The following is a 20,784-nucleotide window of genomic DNA, read 5'->3' on the forward strand; positions in this document are numbered from 1 at the left end:
CGAGCTTTGAAACCTGGTTTATGGGTTCAAAGTCGAGGTTGAAGACCCTGGGCTTGGGGCTGAGACCGGTCCCACGGAACGGCGTTTCAAGTCAGCGTAACGGGTACGATGTGGTACTTCTCGGCGCAACGCCATCTAAATGTAATCTACTTTTGTGATTCATCAAACAGCCGCATCAGATTGTCGACGAAACTGTCATCGCGATCGATGGCAGGATTTCTAAACCAACCGACACTTTCGCTGACGATTTCACCGATGATCATGGACCGGACACCACGTGAGATGGATAGCTGTTGTACAGGATCGCTGACAAAATCGCCAATGTACTGCTGCATCATTTCGGATAAAAGACGTGTTTCGTTGAAAGCCGACAGGTGGTCGGGCAGTCCAGACGTTCTCATCACCGCTAGTGATAGATCCAAGTTTTGGCGGCCGTAGTTACGGATGGTGGTGGCCATTTTGATCAGTGCTTCCCGACCATTTAAATCGAAGCAGGCCGTTTGGACTTCTTGATTAAGGGTTGCGAAAAAGTTCGTTGCGACACCGAGCAACAAGTCGTTATGGTTCTTGAAATAGAAGTAAAGGGCCTGCGTTCGACAGTTAAGCGCCTTGGCGATGTTACCAAACGTAGCAGCATCAGCGCCGTCAGCTTTAATTAGGTCTGTGGCCGTTTGAATGATTTTTTCAGCAGATAAATCGCGTTTTTGAACCATGAATTAATGACTCCTTCACAGAAAGTGGTTTGTTTATATTTACATTTTACAACATGTAAATTATACTTACAAAGTGTAAAATAAAAAAGAGATGTGAGTTTTGAATAATGAAATTACGGTTTCCATTTTCAGATAAGACAATTCCTGATCAGTACGGTGGTAATGCGATTGCTTCGGAAAAAATCGAAGGGGTGACTCCGCAATCATTTCCGTTTGAGATTCTTGACCTAAGTAGGGCCACCAAGGTGGTGGCCTGGAAGCTGATTGACTACGATACGGTGCCTATGTTTGGGCTTCCGTGGACACACTGGGTGGTCGCTGATGCACCTGTCGAAGGTCAGTCCATAATTGTGTCAGCAGATTTTAGTCGCCACACGAACGTGCCTCAGGGTGAAAACAGTTTGCACTCTGTCATTCAGGATTTACGGGCACCGTGGTGGAAGTTGCGTGCTCAACATACATGGTTAGAACAACACTACGCAGGTCCGCGACCAAAATCAGGGACACATCACTATCAATTGACTGTTTATGGGTTCGCGCAACCTTTAGGATTGCAACAAGGTTTTTCCTTAGCTGATCTGATGGCGCGTGTGAACGACGAGGACATTACCGAAATGGCATTTCAAAATTTGCTGTACACCAAGGCTTCGACCGACAAACAGAGTGAGACTGATTAATGTTGTTTAGAGAGAAGGATAAACCATGCTGTGGATTGAGTTAATTATTACTGGTTTTATTATTGGTACGCTGGTGATTTCGATGGGTGGCGGTGGTGCGGCCATCTATTTAGGCGTATTAACGGGCGTCTTTCACTTGCCGGCTGCTGTAGCGGCCGCAACATCACTATTTACGGCATTTCCATCGCTGTGTGTCGGCGCATACAGCCATTATCGCACGGGTAATGTAGAAGCTAAAGTCGGTAATCGAATGTTACTGGCGGCCTTGCCTGCGACCATTGTTGGTTCTTTGTTATCACCGTTCATACCGACCAAAATCTATACTTGGGTTATCGCGATTATCTTAGTGTTACTCGGTGTCCAGATTATTGCGCGTCAGTACTTGCCGCACCGGAATAAAACAGCCAACGGTGGTACCAAACGAATTCAAGCGATCGCGTTTGGTATCTTAAGTGGACTGATGGTAGGTGTTGCCGGGTTAAGTGGTGGCGGTCCAATCTTGGCTGGCTTATTATTAATGGGCTTGGATACCGTGCACGCCGCTGCGACCTCCTCATACGTATTAGTCGGTACGACGCTGATTGGACTGCTCTTTCACATGTCCAGTGGTCACGTGGATTGGTCCATTGGTTTCGGTCTTATGATTGGTGCAATCATTGGTGCAGCCTTAGCGCCAATGATTATTAACCGGTTGAACAAACGGGTGTTAAACCTGCTTTTACAGCCAATGATGGGTTTATTGTTAGTTGTCATGGGCTTGAGGATGTTTTTTTAATCCGTTTGCCAAAACTGCAAGAAAAAATAAGTTGTAAAAAATTTAAATTGGCCGATATCGTTGATGTTATCGGCTTTTTGCGTGTTTGAATTTGTGAGCGGGTCTTGCATCGAAAACGTGTAAGTTTTACAGTATGTGTGTTAGAGGAATTAGAATGATTCTAAAACATACGATGGAGGTTAACTATTTATGAGTAAAACAAAAATCGTTATTGTCGGTGCATCACACGGTGGTCACGAATCAGCAATTGAACTGTTGGATAAGTATCGGGACGTGGATGTCACGATTTATGAAGCAGGTGATTTTGTCTCATTCATGTCATGTGGGATGGAATTATTCTTGGAGGACAAGGTAACTGCTCAAGAAGATGTCCGTAACTTTAAACCAGAAGACATTACCAGCAAGGGTGGTCACGTCTTCAACAACCACGAAGTTACGGCCATCAATGCTGACAAGAAAGAAGTCAGCGTGAAGGATGTTAAATCTGGTCAGACTGAGCAAGTCGCTTATGACAAACTGGTTTTGAGCTCCGGTGTAACGCCAACGGTCTTGCCAGTTCCAGGTCACGATTTAGATGGCATCTACGCAATGCGTGGTTACGATTGGGCCAGCAAGATCAAGGCGGCCACTACGGATGATAGCATTAAGAACGTTGCCGTCATCGGTGCTGGATACATCGGGATTGAAGCTGCCGAAGTCTTTACTAAGGCTGGTAAGCACGTCACCTTAATGGACATGATTGACCGCCTGTTAGGCAACTATCTCAACGAAAATTTGACTGACGTTGTTACTAAAGAGTTGACTAGTAAGGGTGTTGAATTAGCCTTGTCTCAGTCGATTAAGTCGTTTGAAGGGGACAAGTCTGTTACTGGTGTAAAGACAGCTGACAAGACTTATCCAGCTGATCTCGTTATTTGTGCAGCTGGCGTTAAACCAAATACGGCTTGGCTGTCAGGCACAGTTAACTTAACGGACCGTGGCTTTATCGACGTTAACCCATACTTACAAACGAACTTACCTGATGTCTATGCCATTGGGGATGCCATCCTGCCATTATCTATTCCAGCTGGCAAGCCAATGCCAATCGCATTAGCAACCACCGCTCGTCGAGAAGCCCAGTACGTAGTTGATCACATCTTTGAAGATACACCCGCTTTCCCATTCAAGGGAGTTGTTGGCGCTTCTGCATTAAGTGTGTTTGATTATCACTTTGCCACTGCTGGTTTGAACACCACCACGGCTGCTAAAGTTGATGTGCCAGTTGCAACCAGTGCTTACAAGGACACGCTGCGACCAGCATATGTCCCAGAAAGTGCTGGCAACACAGACGTTTACACCAGTTTGACGTTTGATCCACTGACGCACCAAATTCTTGGTGGCGCTGTTCTCTCCAAGTACGACATCACTGCTCAAGGCAACGTGATTGCTTTAGCTGTTGCGCACAAACTGACTTTGGAAGATTTAGCTACCGCTGACTTCTTCTTCCAGCCTGGTTTTGACCGTCAATGGAGTTTGTTGAACTTGGCTGCTCAACATGCATTGGGTCGGGCACGATTCTAATAGCTGAAACGTTATTTTAAATAATGAAAAAGCCAACGCGAGAAATTGCGTTGGCTTTTTACAACCTAAACGGGCTTTAACTTTTAATTTTTCTGATCGTAACCTGATAATCCCCGTTTGGTGCCTTAACTGTGACGGTGTCGCCAACCTTATGATCGATCATGGCGTGTCCTAACGGCGAGTCGAACGAAATTTTGTTAGCATCCAAATCAGCTTCGAACTTACCAACAATTTGGTAGGCGTTAGTATCGTTTTCGTCATCGAATTGCACATCGACATGTTTGCCAACTTCGACCTGATCTGGCGTTTCTGGTGTGACGACCTCCGCGTATTGTAGCAACTTGTTAAGATAACGCAAACGGCTTTCCAGGTGACGCAAATCACGTTTGGCGGCGCTGTACTCAGCGTTCTCCGATAGGTCGCCTAATGCACGGGCTTCCTGCAACTGTTTGATGCGGTTGGGACGGTCCAACTCTAAACGGGTGATTTCCTGTTCGATTTGGTGATAGCCAGTTGGCGTCATTGAATTTGCGGTTAACTGCATGCGACAAACTTCCTTTGGGTGTGATTATTCCCCACAATTATAAGACAGTGGGCAATCATCGTCATCCTGCATTCAGGTTTTCTCGCAACTGATCAATGTGCGCGTCGACTTCCATCTCGCCGCGACGCATAGCCATTGACGCAGTGTGGATGGTGCTACCAGGCCGACTTACTTTGTTATAGACGAGTGTCGGATTAAATAGAAAACGCTGTGCACCAGCTTCGTAATCCGCGGTAAACAGCAAATCCTCGGCCAGTTTTAAATGGGTATCAAAACGCAGCATCAAACGATTGATAACACTAACTCGGAATGCTTTATTCCAAGTGTAGCCACCAATTTGGGTACCGTGTTCTGTAGCCTCGGATAACATGTCGTCTTGACTAATTTTGTGCCATCCAGTGATACCGGAAACGGCGCCGCGAGCATAGCCGCCCCAACGATAGCCGACAGTTACAAGATCGACACCGGGTTGGCTCATACCATCAACGAAAGTTTGCAGATAGTTTGGTTCACATAGGTCATCACCATCCACAAAGCAAATCACTGGTGCGCTTGCATGGTCAATACCGTAGTTGCGGGCAGCCGACACACCGCTGTGCTCTGGTAAATGTGCGGCAATGAAGCGAGAATCCTTTTGCGCCCATTTTTCGATCACACTATTTGAACCATCTGTTGAATGGTCATCGACCATAATGACTTCGAAATTGCTTAATGTTTGGCGTGCTAAACTGACCAAACAGGGATCCAGATAATTACCAAGATTATAAACAGTCACAACAGCAGTAATGGCTGGTTGTTTTTGTTCGCTCATAATTTAACCTCCCTCAAGGAAATATTCACTTGGTTTGATGATACGAGGAAACAAAGGAAAAGGGGGAGAATCATACTTGGACATGCTAGCTATTAGCGAGACTGATTATTTACTAACTGGCTATTCGTAACCATTAATATCGGAGGCGCAGTATTGTATCAAAAAATCTCGGAATCGCGTGACTGACGGTGCCATAAATTGATTAATTTTAGTAACTAAATACAATTGGTGAGCGACATAATTATCAGTAAGATGTAGCAACTTAACGTGCTCTTGTTTAAGCTGTGGCAAATTTGGCACTAAAGCAATCCCAAAATTATGTTCTACGAATGAGACCACCGTGTAGTCTTCTTCAACTTCGTATCGAATTTGTGGAGTGATACCAGAACGTTCAAGAATTCTGTCAATCAGTGGTCTTAATCCACTGGTTTTTGAATAGCAAATGAGGGGATATTTGGCAATATCACTAACGAAAACGTTTTTCTTATGTGCTAGTGGATGATTTGCAGGGACCGCTAAGACAATCTCCTGTTTCACAAGTGGTGTGAAAAGAAATTCTTTACTGGTATCAACGTCACCCAGTTTTTGGACACGAGAGGCCAGCACAAGATCCAGTGAATCATGGCGGAGTGCCTGTAGTAATTGAAATGAGTTGCCTTGTGTGAGTGCAAAAGAAATCTTGGTATTGTTAGAAGTTTGCTGAAAGGCACTCATGACTGATGGCACAAGACCTTGTCCGAGTGTATATGTGAAGCCAAGTTCAATATGTCCTGTGTTGGCGTCCATCAATTGCTGAACGAGTTCCTCTCCCTGGGTTAGTTTGGCAAGACCAGCATTAACGTACGTTAAGTATGATTTGCCAAATCGAGTGAGTTTAATGTTGCGACCTTCATGCTCGAACAGTGGGACTCCAAGCTCACTTTCTAAACCGTTGATGGCGTAGCTTAGAGACGGTTGTGAAATACCGAGATGTTCGGCTGCAAGTGCCATATGCTGTGTTTTGGCTAATTCTTGAAAGAAAACTAAGTGGCGTAAATTCATGAAATCACCTCTGATTGAATGATAGAAGAATTCTATTGATTGAACAAGTAAGCGTTATTTATTTGTATCTTTGTAACCGCTAACATAGCAAGTGAATTAATTAACAAAATTGGGAATAAGAAAATAGGAGTGACTTAAAATGACTGAACGTATTGATGGACACACAATTTTAATTGGTTTGATGGCTTATCCGATCCGACACTCAATGTCACCAACGATGCACAATAATGCATTCGCAAAATTAGGATTGAACTATGCATACCTGGCCTTTGAAGTTGGCAATGATACTTTACCAAGTGCAATCGAGTCTATTCGAACATTGGATATGCGTGGATCAAATATCTCAATGCCAAATAAGCAAAAGGTCATTCCATTACTTGATAAATTGGATCCGGCTGCCGAAATGGTTGGCGCCGTTAACACGATTGTAAATGATCATGGGACTTTAACCGGTTACACAACTGATGGTACAGGATTCATGAAATCATTAGCTGATGAAGGCTTGGATATTCGCGGTAAAAAGATGACATTGGCTGGTGCTGGTGGTGCCGGCACTGCGATTGCCATTCAAGCAGCTTTAGATGGCGTAAAAGAAATTGCTATTTTTGATTTGGATAGTGTTTACCAAAAGAATGCTAAGCATAATGTTGACATTATTAATGAGAAGACAAATTGTCATGCGACGTTACACACGTTAGCTGACCAGGATGACTTTAAACAGCAAATTTCTGAATCAGCAATCTATTGTGATTCCACGGGTGTTGGCATGAAACCTTTAGAAGATGAAACCTTAGTGAGCGATCCTAGCTGGTTCCGACAGGACATGATTGTGTTTGATACCGTTTATGCGCCACGAACAACAAAACTGATGAAAGTGGCCGAACAAGCTGGCGTCAAGCATGTCTTTAACGGCTTAGGCATGATGCTTGAACAAGGTGCCGAAGCCTTTAAATTGTGGACGGGTGAAGATATGCCAGTTGACTATATTCGTGACCTTTTGTTCAACGATGACGGCGTTACTAGCAAATAGTCTTTTTAAAGTTCGAGCAAAATAAAGAAATGGCTGTGAAAAAATGACAAAGAAATACGTTCCGTTGGCAACGGGAATATACCTCAACTACGCCATCATTGGAATGGCAACGATTATTATTTCTCAGTACAGTAATAGCTTTCAGCAACTTTGGAATACCAACTTAAAGGGAATCTCAACCGTTATTTCGATGATTGGGATTGGCCGGTTGTTAACGATTCTTTTTGCAGGGTATGTATCAGATCGTTTTGGTCGAAAGCTGACGATGCTTGTCGGTATTGCTACGACGATTATTTTCTTTTTGGGATTGGTATTGAGTCGAGATGTTGTATGGGCCTCAATCTTTGCGCTATTTATGGGTGCCACCGATTCCTTCAGTGATGCTTCGAGTTATCCGGCATTGTCGGATGCTTTTACAAATCGTGCAGCTAGTATGAATTCGCTTGTAAAGGCCGCAATGTCACTTGCCCAGTTTGCTTTACCGTTTATTGTGGCTGCTATCCCCGATTCGAAGGTAGCCTTGATTGGCATGACCGTTATCATGGTCGTCGATGGCATCATTATCATGCGCAGTCAGTTCGGTCCACAAAATGAGAGCAAACCAGAAACGAAACAGACATCGGTTGACATGACATTGGACAGTCAAAATGTTGCGAAATCAAAGCCTAGCGTTCTCATTGATGGGACTGCATTGGTTGTTCTCGGTTTTACGATTTCCTTTACGTTTTATGTGTTTACGCAGTATGTGCCAAACTTCGGTATCTCCGTTTTGAAGGTCAGCGCGGCAACTGCAAAAGGATTGGTTTCTTGGTATGCGATTGCCTCCTTGATTTCAGTGTTTGTGACCTCCGTTATTGTGACAAAAATTAAACCAATGTATCTAGTCCTGACTTACTCAGGCATTTCGTTGATTTTCTTGGGGTGGATGACGCTGATGCCAAGTTTGTGGCTAGCACAGATAACGAGCATTGTTATTGGATTCTTTGCGGCCGGCGGCATTTGGCAACTGGGTTTGACCATCCTGTCACAGTATTTCCCAAGAGAAAAAGGAAAAGTTACGGGTTACTACAGTTTCATGGCGGCGTTGACTTATTTCGTTGGTCCGTTTGTTTCAAGTTTTGTGATCAACAATACGGCTGCTAGTGTGTTGTGGGTATTCAAACTTGATATTGTCGTGACTTTGATTGGTGTGTTGTTAATCGCCTTAGTGATGGTCCGTAATTTTAAGTACAAGTTTATCTAGATATGACTTTTAATCGAAGCAATTTAGAGAGGTGAAACATCTTGATCAATCAAGCAACAGTTAAACTCAGAAACATCACTCTTGGTGTTGGTCGACCGAAAATTGCGGTGCCGATTACCGGCAAAACCGCGGATGAAATCGGTGAACAGGCCCAAAAGATTGTCACGGTTAAACCAGACGTTGTGGAATGGCGAATTGATTATTTTGAGGGTGTATTGGATGCGGGCCAGTTAACTCAAACAGGTCAGCAACTGCGTCAAATTCTCGGTGACATTGCGTTGTTAACGACCTTTAGAACTAAAGGTGAAGGCGGTGAACTGGAATTGCCCGATGATGGTTATTTCAAGGTTTGCGAGGCTGTTCTTCAGGGGCGCTTTACCGATGCACTAGATGTTGAACGTTTTCATGATGAAACGGCCGTGAAAGGATTAGTTGGCGCGGCTCATGGGGAAAATGTAGTCGTCATTATGAGCAATCATGACTTTGACAAAACGCCAGCTACTGATGAAATTCAGTCACGTTTAACAGGAATGATTGAGCTCGGGGCTGATGTTGCCAAGATGGCAGTAATGCCTCATAACGCTAACGATGTTCTGACCTTATTAACGGCCACTGCTAAAACCGCAGCGTCTGTGAATCAGCCACTGATTACAATGTCGATGGGTGATTTGGGCAAAGTTTCTCGGATTGCGGGTGAAACTTTTGGTTCTGCATTAACGTTTGCAACAGTTGGTGCCGCTTCAGCACCGGGACAGATTCCGCTACAGAATTTACGTCAAGAACTAGAAGATTTGAAGTTGAACTAGAAACACGAATAGCGTGACAGATGGGCCGACCAAATGACTGATTGTTGGTCGGTCCGTACTTTATCATCGATCAGTCAGTGTGAGTCGGGAGGTATTGCGGTGTCGAACGAAGTGACTACAAAAAAGTACATTTCTCAGTTTGAAATGTTTGGCACGGTGATTTCACTGACCTTATTCAAACGCAGTCCGGTTGCTGTCGAGGCCGCTTATGATTACTTACAGGATGCGGATCGAATATTTTCAGCCAATCGGGAGGATTCCATGCTGATGAAGATCAATCATCAAGCTGGCATTCAACCTGTGCAAGTGCCACGGCAATTGTACGATTTGATCAAACGGGGTGTAGTGGCGAGTCGCAAATACCGTGACAGTTTTAATGTCTTGATCGGTCCGCTTGTGAAACTATGGCAAATTGGTTTCGAGGGACAGCGTTTGCCAGATGTAGCAGATATCAAAGCACGGCTGCAACTTATCGAACCTGATGATGTTCTGTTGAATGATGAACAGCAAACGGTTTATCTGACTAAGTGCAGAATGGAATTGGATCTGGGGGCGATTGCCAAAGGATATTTTGCCGATCAAGTTATTGATTTGTTGCAATCGAATGGGCTGAAAGCTGGCATTGTGAACCTTGGTGGTAACGTTCAATTGTTTGGCCGCAATCCGTTAATATCGGATGGACGGTGGCATGTGGTTATTCGCAATCCGCAACAGCCAACTGGGCAACCGTCGACGACAATAAGCACGGTGGCGAAAAGTGTTGTGACTTCTGGTATTGATGAACGATACTTCATTGTTGACGATCACCGGTATCATCATATTCTCAGTCCGTTAACTGGTTATCCAATTGATAACGATCTTGCTTCTGTTACTATCGTGACGCCGGAATCGACATTGGCTGAAATCTTGACGACGGTCTGTTTCTTTGCTGGTAGTCGACGTGGACTCGAATTGGTTGATCATATGATAGATGTCGAAGCCGTTTTTGTTACCCGCCAGAATGAAATCTTAATGTCTCATGGTTTGAAAAGATAAGTAAAGGAAGAATTCATTATGAATAATGAACAACAGATTACCGGTCAGGCTAATGGCCACAATAGCATTATTAATTATGAAGTGGACGTTTCAAATAATCACATTGATGATTTTAAAGTGTTGAAGCATTCTGAAACGCCCGGTATTTTTAATCAGGTAGTGGATACACTCAAACAAAATATTATTGCTAATCAGTCATTTGATGTTGATACAATTAGTGGCGCAACCGTGATGACACAGGCGTTATTAAATTCCGCCAAGTCTGCGGTTAATGCAGCTGATGTTAAGTTACATTCGGTTCCAACAAACTCAGAGCATCAAGATGTCGAACTAACCGCAGATGTTGTCGTCATTGGTGGTGGTGAAGCCGGCTTGGTTGCCGCTAGTCGGGCACTCAGTTTGGGACACAAGGTGATTTTAGTCGAAAAAAACGGTTATCTTGGTGGCGCAACTATTCTTAACGGTTCTAACGTAACGGCCACTGGTTCAAAGGTTGCGGCGCGCATTTTCCCAGAACAGCAAGATTCACCGGAACAATTGTTCAATGATGTGACAAAAGAAAGTCGTAACACGAACTTGCCTGAGTTAACCGAGTTAATGGTAAATAATATCGGTTCAGCAATCGATTTTGTCAGTGACTATGCGGATCTCGCGTACCAAAAATCCCAAACACAAACGCCCGAGCATTCTGTTGAGCGACAGATTGAGTTGCCGAGTGCTTCTAGTTTTGAATTCATTAAAAAGGTTTCAGCCGCATTTAAACAAAATGGTGGTCAGATTCTATTAGATACTCGTGTTGAAAACATTTTGACCGATAATGATCGTGTAACTGGTCTTGTAGCAGAAGCTAAGAACAAAACGATTATTATTCACGCACAGGCTGTTGTTTTGGCCGCGGGTGGGTATGGCGCCAATCAGAAGATGCGTGGCACTGAAAGTGAAGGTATCGACTATTATGGTCCAATGACATCTACAGGGGATGCGTACAGTTTTAATGACAAACTGAATTTGAAATCGCACGATCTCGGTTGGTACAAAGTTTATCCACACGGTGTTGAAGTGGAGCCAGGGATTGCTAAACTGACAACGTATGCTTCAAAAAAGGCCACTGACATGGGTGCCATCTATGTTAATAATCGCGGTCAACGGATTGTTAACGAATCAGATGTTTACGCTAAGTTCCGAGATGCTATTCTTGATCAGCCGGGCAAAGTTGCGTTTATGGTGATGGACGAACGCACTTGGAAAGAAGTATATGCCTTGCTGGTGCTACATGACTTCACTGCGGCTGAGATTAAGGGTTACTTTGATAATCCGGACAAGAAGCCAGTGTTTGTTAAAGGTGGTCTACGCGAGGTTGCTCAGGCAGCTGGAATCAATTCTGATCAATTGGTTAAAACGGTCCAACGTTATCAGGAACAAGCCGAAATAGGAGAAGATCCAGACTTTGGGCGCGATGCGCAGTACTTACATCAGTTTGACGGTGAAACATTCTATGTTGTTGAACAGCGTGATCGATTTGCCACGACATTGGGTGGTTATAGTATTGATCCTTCGACCATGCAACTTAGAAATACAGATGACCAAGATATGACAGGTTATTATGCTGCCGGTGAAATTGTGGGCGGTGCTAACGGTCATGATTCCATGCCAAGCATGATGAATACATGGGGGATTTCCTCAGGATATTTGGCTGGCACCTATGCTAGCCAAGCGGTTAAGGCCGCAAAGTTAGCGAGCGCGAATTAAACTAAGCTAAGTTGAGTTTGATGCAAACTTTCATTTTCAAACCAACTGCCCCAGCTAATCTCCAGACTAGCTAGCCTGGAGACACACTAAAAATGAAGTTAACGCAAAAAAATAACGCCACTTCCGCGATGGAAGTGACGCTATTTTTGTAAGCGCACTCGGCATGCATGATATTAAGTGCTAGGCGGTGACAGCCCGCTGTGACTCTTGCTAGCTGAGTGACATGCTAAAGATTGCCGATTGTAGCTTATGGAAGGGGGTAGGGATAGCTGGGGAGCATAGTACCGTTTTTGGTAAATAAACGATGAAAGTTTCAAGCCCTACCTCCTATTCTGTTCTTTTTGATTGAAGACAATATATTCTCAAGCGCTGTTGAGACAGAGACAATCTTAATTTGATTTCTTGCAAATACTAACGACTTTTTAGTGACGCTTTTTATAGTTGAACCCGAGCAATCCTAAACCCATTGAAACAACACCTAGAATTTCAGCCGTAAGCGAAACACGTTGATTGGTCTGTGGCAATACATTATTTGAAGACTGAGATTTTTCATGACGTAATTGTCTCGTGTTTATGATCGGTTTTAGCTTCTGCGTTGGCAGTGGTGGAGTAGGTGGCGTCGGTGAAGTAGGCAGTGTCGGTGGAGTAGGCGGTGTCGGTGGAGTAGGCGGTGTCGGTGGAGTAGGCGGAGTAGGTGGAGTAGGTGGCGTCGGTGGAGTAGGCGGCGTCGGTGGCGTCGGCGGTGTCGGTGGCGTCGGCGGTGTCGGTGTAACGGGCACCTTAACCCATATGATTAAAGGCAATAGGTCTTGAATAATTGGATACTCTGTCTCGCCTAAGATAGTTTGGATTGACTCTTGTGAATCGGGATTGGTACTGAATATTTTTGTCGCGGCTGCATTCCATAGTCTGTTTACGTTTGCATATGGCCAGTCTGAAGATATCTGCTCCATGATGCGCCCTGGTATAGCGACTGGAACGATACTGAAGCCATCTTCTTGTACAGGCATTTCCGGAGATTGATTTATGTCACCACTTGTCCCCCACTGTATAAAGCGATTCCAAAAGTCCTGGACAATATTTGCTACTTGGGCTACAGATAAATCCGGGTATTGTGCGGCAAACGCAGTATTGAGAATGGACAACATTTGAGATATGTCTCCCATTGAACCCGTATCAATTATTTGTTGAATTCCTTTATTGACCGCTATTGAAGCCGGTGTTTGCACATAGTTATTAAGGATTTTTCCCGTCTTTAAAGTGGCATCAATAAAATCAGTGACTTGAGACGCACTGGCGGATTGACTAATGTCTTGAATTCTCTGAACGTATTGACCCACGACATCGTCTGGTAAAGAGCCTGTTGATGATTCAAAACGATTTATAGAAAAAGTCAGTTTGTTTAGTAGATCACTGAGGCGGGCAATACTAGTGGCAGTTTGGACGAGGCCGCTTTGTTCGTTGCGAAACACATGAATTGCATCTCCAGCCTCGAAGATGGGATCACTAAATGAAGCTGGCAGGCCCTGCAGTGATGTCTGAACGCGATAAGCTGAGATAACATCTGACAAGGCATTATAGAAATCATCAGAATTAAGCGTGATTGAAACTCCGTTATTGTTCGCGCTGCTAATCATTTTTTTCAAGCCTTTTTGGGTGGTCAATCCTTGGTCATCAGTCAGAATCTGTGATTTAACTGCACTGTTTATTGCTGCCGTTAAGCCATCGGCAGCTTGATTCAATTGGTCAGTATCGATGGCCTGCGAAGTTAACAGGGACGAACCAAATGTTGTGCCTACTGATGCAGCATTGCTCGATCGTAACTTGGATGAGCCAGATTCAGCAACGGGTTGACTAGTTTCAGATGATTGTGCGGTTTTGTTCGTATGCTGCGATATCAACGATTCTGAACTGCTTGAGGTTATAGATGAATTGCTTGTGACAGTAGGCGTTTGCGATGCTGAATTGATTGGCAAGGCTGAGGAACCGCTGTCGGATTCTAATGAATGTAAAGCAAATGATGGAGATTGGTTGTCAGATAGCGATGAATCAGCAGTATTTGTGGGTGAGCTTTTCAAATCATTTGTATGGGGTGACACGGTTGACGTGTAGGCATTATTGCTTGTCGATTGACTCTTGAATGCCAACGAGTTAGAGGCATCTGTATTAATCGTTTGAGAAGTCGAATTTAGTGTGGACGCGCTGACTTTTACATTAACGACAGTTAAGCCAAAGGAGAAAGTCGTGACTATGGCCATCCCTGTGTACACCCAATGCTTGCCAGATTTGTACATTTTGTAGTGTTGCTTCATCTTGGAGTATTCCATCGTGATAGGCCCTTCTTTACAGAGTGAAATCGTCAAACCATGCTTGACGACGTGCATATGATGGCTTTTTGTGCTTTGTAGCGCCACTAAGTTGTACACAATTTATTTGAAACGAAGATTGACTAAATACAAATAAAAACCTATTTACTGGGGAATTAACTGAACCGTCACAAAAAGAACTCATTTTTGTGTGATTTTTAAAGAGTGGATTAGCCATGGTTTTCCAAAAGCGCTCTCATTTCGGCAATACGTTCTTTGTGGGAGATGAACACGCCAAGTTCCTCATGACCATGAGTCATCAGCAAATTTCTCTCTTCATCAAAGATGAGTGGAAAATGAATCAAGTGACTATCGAGACTCATCCTTTTTAACAGGTCATTCAGGCTCATCGCATCTAAACCAGATATTGATTTCAAAGATGCTGAGCGGCGGGCCAAGATGGAATCTACACCATCTTCCGAGGCCGCGATGAGCCTTTTTAAGGTCTTAACTGACAATCGATCATGTTGAGTGATTCTTATTTCAGTGAAGGGTACGTTATGTCTTTTAAACCATTGAACAGCTTCTCGAGATGGCCGATTAGATGGCGTGGTATAAATGATTACCATAGTTAATATACCAACCTTTTCCTCAAATTTTAAAAGCCTTGCTTGATAAAAGGTTCACGCATGAATAGCACATATACATGAATTGGTATACATATATTCTTTTTTTGATTAACTCACAACATGTTGACTTTTTTTGCGAGTACATCTTGTGGACGATTTACAAGCACAATGATATATTGTAGTCGCTAAAAAATCAAGGGGGTAACACTTGTAGCTACTAATGTAAAATATTTGAATTTTGGGATTCTCTAATAAGTGGTTTTCATCATTAGATGTCAGCGTGTTATCGACACGTTTAGATCAAGATGCAGAAATGAAAAATCAGTCACACAAATGTTGGCTGAATTTTCCGTGAACGACAGAATAAATCAAGCGTGAGTCATGTGGATGTTACACGTGGCAACAATCAGTGAAGAAGGAAACTAGATATGAAATTTAGTGCCTATAACAATTTATCGTATGATGACGCAGCCAAAAAGAAGCGAGCATGGGTTCCGGGAGCCTTTTTGACGATTTGAATGTTTGGGATTTTTACCTATTCCGGGATTTCTGAAATAGCTCATGCAGATGCAGGGTCAATGAATGCAGTGGCGACTAAAACGACCACGTCGAATTTGACGACTGAAACGGTACGTGCATTAGGTTCTTCGAGTAATGTTTCGAGTAGCACCGGTTCGGAAGGCACATCCATTAGTGATGTTTCTAAAGAATCTTTTGCATCAGCCCTGAGCGTGGCATCGAACAGCAACGTGGACTCTTCAGCATCGAGCAACGAAGTAAGCGCATCGAAAAGTGCAGAAGCATCGAGTCAATTTACGCAAAGCTCAGACGTTCTGAGTAGCGGTGTCGTAGCTTCGTCTAGCGCTAAATCTGCGAACACGCAATCAAATGGTTTATCGGATGTTAGCACTAATTCAGCAAATAGCATTGCGCCCAATATGCAAGCAGCAACTGAAGAATCGATTGCATCTAGTGCAAAGAGCCAGGCTTCGGTTGGGAATAATCAATTGGCAGAGAGTGTAAATAGTCAGGCTGAGAGTGACACGGAGGCTACAGCACAGCCTGTTCAACAGAATCCTACACCCCAAGCCCAAGTGACACCCGTTCAAACGAGTTTCACATTATCAAGTGCATCTCAAGTCACTGCGCCACCATTAAATCAGGCACCGGCGTTGTCCAATTTCTTTGTGACTGGTCAGGGCGACTATATTTTATTTAACGCATCTGGTGTTTTTGATTTTTTTCCGTACAGTGTTACCAATTTAAATAAGCAACTGTATGGATTTTATGTTGTGTTGCCGACATCGATTACGGGACAAGGTTTGACCGTTATGCAAGCGGCGGCGGATGATCTAGTGGCCCAAATGAAGGCAAAGGGCTTTTCAATTGATTCTATGGCCGCTTACCAATTGAATGATACGACAGACGGCCGGCAGGTTTATTATTTCAGACCTAATGATGGTGCCAATGACACCAATGCAAACATATCGTCTAGTTGGCCAGTTCTTCATCTGCCTGTTCACACGGGTGCGGATGTTAGCACAACCCCTAAGACAATAAGCATGAATGCTAATACGATGAATGAATTAGCATCGAAGGGCGTGCTGTTTGCCGGTTCCGGTAATTACACAGAGGGCGGCGGATTTTATCCCACATTGCCAGCGAGTTCATTAGGGATAAACGCCCCGGATGCAAACTTAAAGGGAATTGTCTATCCTGGCATTACTAAGGTGCTGACCTATACACATGCGACGGTGACAGATACCTACAACATAGTGGATGCCGAAACGAATAAAGTCATCAAGGTGTTGACCAAAGTTGGGCAGGACGGAACTCAGTATTCCCGAAAAGGTTTTATTGATTCGTTAGTCGCTTTAGGGCTTGATCCGGCGATGTACGTTAACACTGATATAAACGTCAACGATGGCACGTTAACGGATGATATAACCCTCACACCAGCACAATGGAGTTCAGGGCAAACGTTTGTTGCAGGACACACCTATACAGTAACTGTTGGCCGCGTTAAAACTAGTATTGCCGGTCATGATAGCAACTTGATTGCTGGCCCAAAGACTACATGGACGGCTAGTGATAACTTTGACGGTGCGACTGATATCAATGGTAAAGCATTACAGTTAAGTGATGTAAAAGTCACCGGTAGTGTAAATACGCAAGTGCCCGGCGATTATTCGATAACGTATGGTTACGTGGATAGTCAAGGCAATAATGTCAGCAAGAAGGTAGTTGTGCACGTTACAGCCACTCAAGCGTGGGTATCAGCACATGACAGTTATTTAGTTGCAGGTCCGAATACTACGTGGACGCCTAGCGATAATTTCAATAGCGCAACTGATGCTAATGGCAAGCCGCTACAGTTAAGTGATATGACAGTCACAGGAACCGTAAATCCACAGGTTACTGGTGGGTATTCGATCACGTATAGTTATGTGGATAGCCAAGGGAATCACGTTAGTTGGACGGCGGGCGTATACGTCACAGCCAGCAAGGCGAGCGTAAAGGGCCACGACAGTAACCTAATTGCCGGCCCGAATACGACGTGGACTGCTAGCGATAATTTCGATGGCGCGACTGATGCTAAAGGTAAACCGTTGCAGTTAAGTGACGTCAAGGTAACCGGCAGCGTAAATCCACAGGTCCCAGGCGATTATTCTGTAACTTACAGTTATACAGATAGTCAAGGAAACAATTTTGATAAGACGGTGGTTGTTCGTGTCACAGCTAGTCAGGCAAACGTGAAGGGCCACGACAGTAACTTGATCGCAGGTTCCAATACAGTGTGGACTGCCAGTGATAATTTCGATGGCGCGACTGATGCCAATGGCAAACCGCTGCAGTTAAGTGACGTTAAAGCAACTGGCAGCGTAAATCCACAGATGCCTGGTGATTATTCTGTAACTTACAGTTATGTAGATAGCCAAGGCAACAATGTTAACAAGACGGTGGTTGTTCACGTCACAGCAAGCCAAGCAAGCGTAATCGGCCATGATAGTAATTTGGTTGCTGGTCCCAATACCACGTGGACCGCTAATGATAATTTCGACGGCGCGACTGATGCCAATGGAAAGGCCCTACAGCTCAGTGACGTAAAAGTAACGGGCACTGTAAATTCACAGGTGCCTGGTGACTATTCGGTAGCCTACAGTTATATAGATAGCCAGGGCAACAATGTCACCAAGTTGGTGATTGTCCATGTTGCAGCTAGCAAAATTAGTGTATCAGGTCATGACAGTTCCTTAATTGCGGGTCCGAATACAAAGTGGACAGCCGCTGATAACTTTGACGGTGCAACTGATATAAGTGGCAAGCCACTGCAACTAAATGATGTGAAGGTAACTGGAAGTGTAAATCCCCAAGTTGCTGGCGATTATTCGGTCATTTACAGTTATGTAGATAGCCAAGGTAACAAGGTCAGCAAAACCGTTGCAGTTCATGTGCTGAACAGCCAAGCCAGCGTAACCGGCCATGACAGTAACCTAGTAGCTGGTCCAAATACGACATGGACGGCCGCTGACAACTTTGACGGTGCGACCGACCTTACTGGTAAGCCATTGCAGTTAAGTGACGTAAACGTGACTGGAAGCGTAAATCCTCAAATGCCCGGCGATTATTCGGTAACGTACAGTTATGTGGACAGTCAAGGTAACAATGTAAATAAGATAGTAGTCGTTCATGTCACGGCTAGCCAAGCCAGCGTATCAGGTCATGACAGTAACCTAGTAGCTGGTCCAAATACTTCGTGGACGGCCGCTGATAACTTTGACGGTGCGACTGATGCCAACGGTAAGCCACTGCAGTTAAGTGACGTAAACGTGACTGGAAGTGTAAATCCCCACGTTGCGGGCGATTATTCGGTCAGTTACAGTTATGTAGATAGCCAAGGCAACAACGTCAGCAAGACTGTTGCCGTTCACGTCGCCGCCAGCCAAGCCAGTGTAGACGGCCATGACAGTAATCTAGTTGCAGGTCCCAATACCACATGGACTGCCAGTGATAACTTTGATGGCGCGACTGACGTTAACGGTAAGCCACTACAGTTAAGCGACGTAAAAGTGACTGGAAGTGTAAATCCCCACGTTGCGGGCGATTATTCGGTAACGTACAGTTATGTGGACAGTCAAGGCAACAGCATCAGTAAGACAGTAAATGTTCATGTCACGACTATTAAGGATGAAACAACAAACGATCAGAAATCCGCAGGTGATTCAAGCCAAGAATCATCTACCATAGCCAAACCTGGTATGACTTCTGCGGCTGAATCTTCAACGCAAAATCAAGAAAACGTGTCTGTCGGGGTAGCAAAGGACGGCCTGCCAAAGATTTCATCTACGTCTGATTCTCAAGGCTCTCAAGCTACGAAAGCCAAAACCACGGCACTACCGAAAACAGGACAACATGCTGAACAAAGCCTGTCTCTGCTAGGGTTGATTTTGGGTCTATTGGGATTTGGTTTGTACCGTCCCAAGCGTGATAAAAAGTAAATTTGGTTATCTGAAATAAAAGCAGCCTCCAAATGAAATGGTTTTTTAACCAACTCATTTGGGGGCTGTTTTTGATAAGCTTGTAATGCAACGCGTTAACTTTTCACACCATAGGCTTTCCCAGCGTACGTGATTTTACCAGGCTCTCGTCCAAAAATAGTTGCGTATTCGGCTAGTCGCCGTTCAATCAGTCGTTTGCGCTGTTTATTAATAATCTTGTATGCGTCCACGGTGGCATTGAGCTTCTTCGTTGTGAGTTGATATCGCCAAGTGCCATACAAATCGCCATCAATTAGGATGACCGGCTCAATCTGGCCACCGGTATGCCAGATCTTCTTTTGATGTTTCGTGGTGAGCCACGTTTTGTCCGCATAGCCAATCAGTAAGGGATCAAACTTGCATAGCATGATTAGCGCAGGCATTTTGGCGGGCACATTATCTGTGGATCCGTAGTACGTTTTACCGTCATATTCAAACGTTGCTAAACTGCTCAGGTCCATTTCCGTAAGGTGGAGCGTCGTTTGGGAAAGGCCGGCAAAGTGGGCGTAGTCTTGAAACGTGGCTGGACCGTAGGCGGTAAAGTAAGCAATTGCATAACGCTGAAGTGTCGGTAATAGCGATTGCTGGGGCACTGGCGGACAGGCGGTGAAACTGGTGTTGGTGGCAGCAATGGCAGGCAGGTACAACCGGCCGTGCATTGATTCGTCTAACAAAAGAGCACTCCAAGTGAAGAGGATGGGGGCTTGCTCACCAAACTCAGCGAACAGTTCGTCACGGGTAAAGTGGGGATGCGCTTGACCAAACGTGTGAAAGTGGTCGAAGGCTTCTTGCGGATCAATGTTGTTTTCGCGCAGGTGTTTAGTGACCCATGTGGCACGGTCGCCGAAAATGGTGACGAATTCTTGCCACGAGCGTTGTGTGAATAGATGCAAGGTTTGCCGATTGCCCCAAGCTTTAACAATTGGTGACGCCTGCACGGCTGTTTGAAAGTCTTGCGGGGCGATGTTGTCGATTCGATTATATAAATTTAGTAATGCAGCATTGCCGTATTGGGCTTGGATACCCAGCAAGTGATCAACCGTTTGTGCCAGCGTTCTATTGGCAGGGTTAACCAGTAAACTATTTTGGAGACGCAGGTGCCGAATCTCCGTTTGCGTGATGGTGTTTGTCATATGAGTTCCTTTACTGATTCAAATTAGTTAGCATTAGTAAAATCTTGAGCTTTGTTCACGTAAATGATGCGACATCTGTATTCTAGACCAGATGTCAATTTAGCGTGCCAAGTTAACAATTAGTGTATAGTGTATGTAATATTTCAAATGAGGTGGATAATATGCCCATTCCAAAGAGCCAACCAATTAAACGT

Annotated in this window: 16 protein-coding genes; 9 read left to right on the forward strand and 7 right to left on the reverse strand. The window is 44.5% G+C overall.

Annotated elements, in window-relative coordinates; translation table 11 throughout:
* Positions 1 to 146: 146 nt before the first annotated feature.
* On the reverse strand, positions 147 to 713 hold the full coding sequence (locus LDK34_RS01755; RefSeq protein WP_236941335.1) for a TetR/AcrR family transcriptional regulator: 567 nt from the start codon (positions 711 to 713) through the stop codon (positions 147 to 149).
* A gap of 107 nt (positions 714 to 820) precedes the next feature.
* Here LDK34_RS01755 and LDK34_RS01760 point away from each other — a divergent pair, with 107 nt between their 5' ends.
* The 3 genes from LDK34_RS01760 (at position 821) to LDK34_RS01770 (ending at position 3,725) form a co-directional block, all read left to right on the forward strand.
* On the forward strand, positions 821 to 1,390 hold the full coding sequence (locus LDK34_RS01760) for a YbhB/YbcL family Raf kinase inhibitor-like protein (RefSeq protein ID WP_236941336.1): 570 nt from the start codon (positions 821 to 823) through the stop codon (positions 1,388 to 1,390).
* 25 nt (positions 1,391 to 1,415) lie between these two features.
* Complete coding sequence (locus LDK34_RS01765) at positions 1,416 to 2,165, forward strand: sulfite exporter TauE/SafE family protein (protein WP_236941337.1); 750 nt, start codon at positions 1,416 to 1,418, stop codon at positions 2,163 to 2,165.
* Between the two features lie 189 nt (positions 2,166 to 2,354).
* On the forward strand, positions 2,355 to 3,725 hold the full coding sequence (locus LDK34_RS01770) for an FAD-dependent oxidoreductase (protein ID WP_236941338.1): 1,371 nt from the start codon (positions 2,355 to 2,357) through the stop codon (positions 3,723 to 3,725).
* A 76-nt stretch (positions 3,726 to 3,801) separates the two neighbouring features.
* Here LDK34_RS01770 and greA read toward each other — a convergent pair whose 3' ends face one another.
* The 3 genes from greA to LDK34_RS01785 all read right to left on the reverse strand — a co-directional run bounded on the left by greA (position 3,802) and on the right by LDK34_RS01785 (position 6,121).
* On the reverse strand, positions 3,802 to 4,269 hold the full coding sequence (gene greA / locus LDK34_RS01775; RefSeq protein WP_236941339.1) for a transcription elongation factor GreA: 468 nt from the start codon (positions 4,267 to 4,269) through the stop codon (positions 3,802 to 3,804).
* Positions 4,270 to 4,330: 61 nt separating this feature from the next.
* Positions 4,331 to 5,080, reverse strand: a complete 750-nt coding sequence (locus tag LDK34_RS01780; RefSeq protein WP_236941340.1) for a glycosyltransferase family 2 protein — start codon at positions 5,078 to 5,080, stop codon at positions 4,331 to 4,333.
* Positions 5,081 to 5,200: 120 nt separating this feature from the next.
* Entirely contained in the window at positions 5,201 to 6,121 is a 921-nt protein-coding gene (locus LDK34_RS01785) for a LysR family transcriptional regulator (protein WP_236941341.1), read from the reverse strand.
* A gap of 139 nt (positions 6,122 to 6,260) precedes the next feature.
* On the opposite strand from LDK34_RS01785, the gene LDK34_RS01790 reads away from it, so the two are divergent.
* The 5 genes from LDK34_RS01790 to LDK34_RS01810 all read left to right on the forward strand — a co-directional run bounded on the left by LDK34_RS01790 (position 6,261) and on the right by LDK34_RS01810 (position 11,984).
* Positions 6,261 to 7,151 carry a shikimate dehydrogenase gene (locus tag LDK34_RS01790; RefSeq protein WP_236941342.1) on the forward strand — a complete coding sequence of 297 codons (891 nt, stop codon included), beginning with the start codon at positions 6,261 to 6,263 and terminating at the stop codon, positions 7,149 to 7,151.
* A 43-nt stretch (positions 7,152 to 7,194) separates the two neighbouring features.
* Entirely contained in the window at positions 7,195 to 8,394 is a 1,200-nt protein-coding gene (locus tag LDK34_RS01795) for an MFS transporter (protein ID WP_236941343.1), read from the forward strand.
* Between the two features lie 44 nt (positions 8,395 to 8,438).
* Complete coding sequence (gene aroD, locus LDK34_RS01800) at positions 8,439 to 9,200, forward strand: type I 3-dehydroquinate dehydratase (protein WP_431190213.1); 762 nt, start codon at positions 8,439 to 8,441, stop codon at positions 9,198 to 9,200.
* 99 nt (positions 9,201 to 9,299) lie between these two features.
* On the forward strand, positions 9,300 to 10,235 hold the full coding sequence (locus LDK34_RS01805) for an FAD:protein FMN transferase (RefSeq protein ID WP_236941345.1): 936 nt from the start codon (positions 9,300 to 9,302) through the stop codon (positions 10,233 to 10,235).
* 18 nt (positions 10,236 to 10,253) lie between these two features.
* The gene (locus tag LDK34_RS01810; protein WP_236941346.1) at positions 10,254 to 11,984 is read left to right on the forward strand and encodes an FAD-dependent oxidoreductase; all 1,731 of its coding nucleotides are present in this window, start codon (positions 10,254 to 10,256) and stop codon (positions 11,982 to 11,984) included.
* 422 nt (positions 11,985 to 12,406) lie between these two features.
* Here the strand turns inward: LDK34_RS01810 and LDK34_RS01815 are convergent, their stop codons facing one another.
* Complete coding sequence (locus LDK34_RS01815) at positions 12,407 to 14,311, reverse strand: KxYKxGKxW signal peptide domain-containing protein (protein ID WP_236941347.1); 1,905 nt, start codon at positions 14,309 to 14,311, stop codon at positions 12,407 to 12,409.
* Positions 14,312 to 14,520: 209 nt separating this feature from the next.
* Complete coding sequence (locus LDK34_RS01820; RefSeq protein WP_236941348.1) at positions 14,521 to 14,919, reverse strand: ArsC/Spx/MgsR family protein; 399 nt, start codon at positions 14,917 to 14,919, stop codon at positions 14,521 to 14,523.
* Positions 14,920 to 15,437: 518 nt separating this feature from the next.
* On the opposite strand from LDK34_RS01820, the gene LDK34_RS01825 reads away from it, so the two are divergent.
* Positions 15,438 to 19,418 carry a bacterial Ig-like domain-containing protein gene (locus tag LDK34_RS01825; protein WP_236941349.1) on the forward strand — a complete coding sequence of 1,327 codons (3,981 nt, stop codon included), beginning with the start codon at positions 15,438 to 15,440 and terminating at the stop codon, positions 19,416 to 19,418.
* A gap of 95 nt (positions 19,419 to 19,513) precedes the next feature.
* Here the strand turns inward: LDK34_RS01825 and LDK34_RS01830 are convergent, their stop codons facing one another.
* On the reverse strand, positions 19,514 to 20,590 hold the full coding sequence (locus LDK34_RS01830; RefSeq protein ID WP_236941350.1) for a DNA glycosylase AlkZ-like family protein: 1,077 nt from the start codon (positions 20,588 to 20,590) through the stop codon (positions 19,514 to 19,516).
* Between the last annotated feature and the right edge of the window lie 194 nt (positions 20,591 to 20,784).

This window comes from Furfurilactobacillus milii, assembly GCF_021654115.1.
GTDB lineage: Bacteria > Bacillota > Bacilli > Lactobacillales > Lactobacillaceae > Furfurilactobacillus > Furfurilactobacillus milii.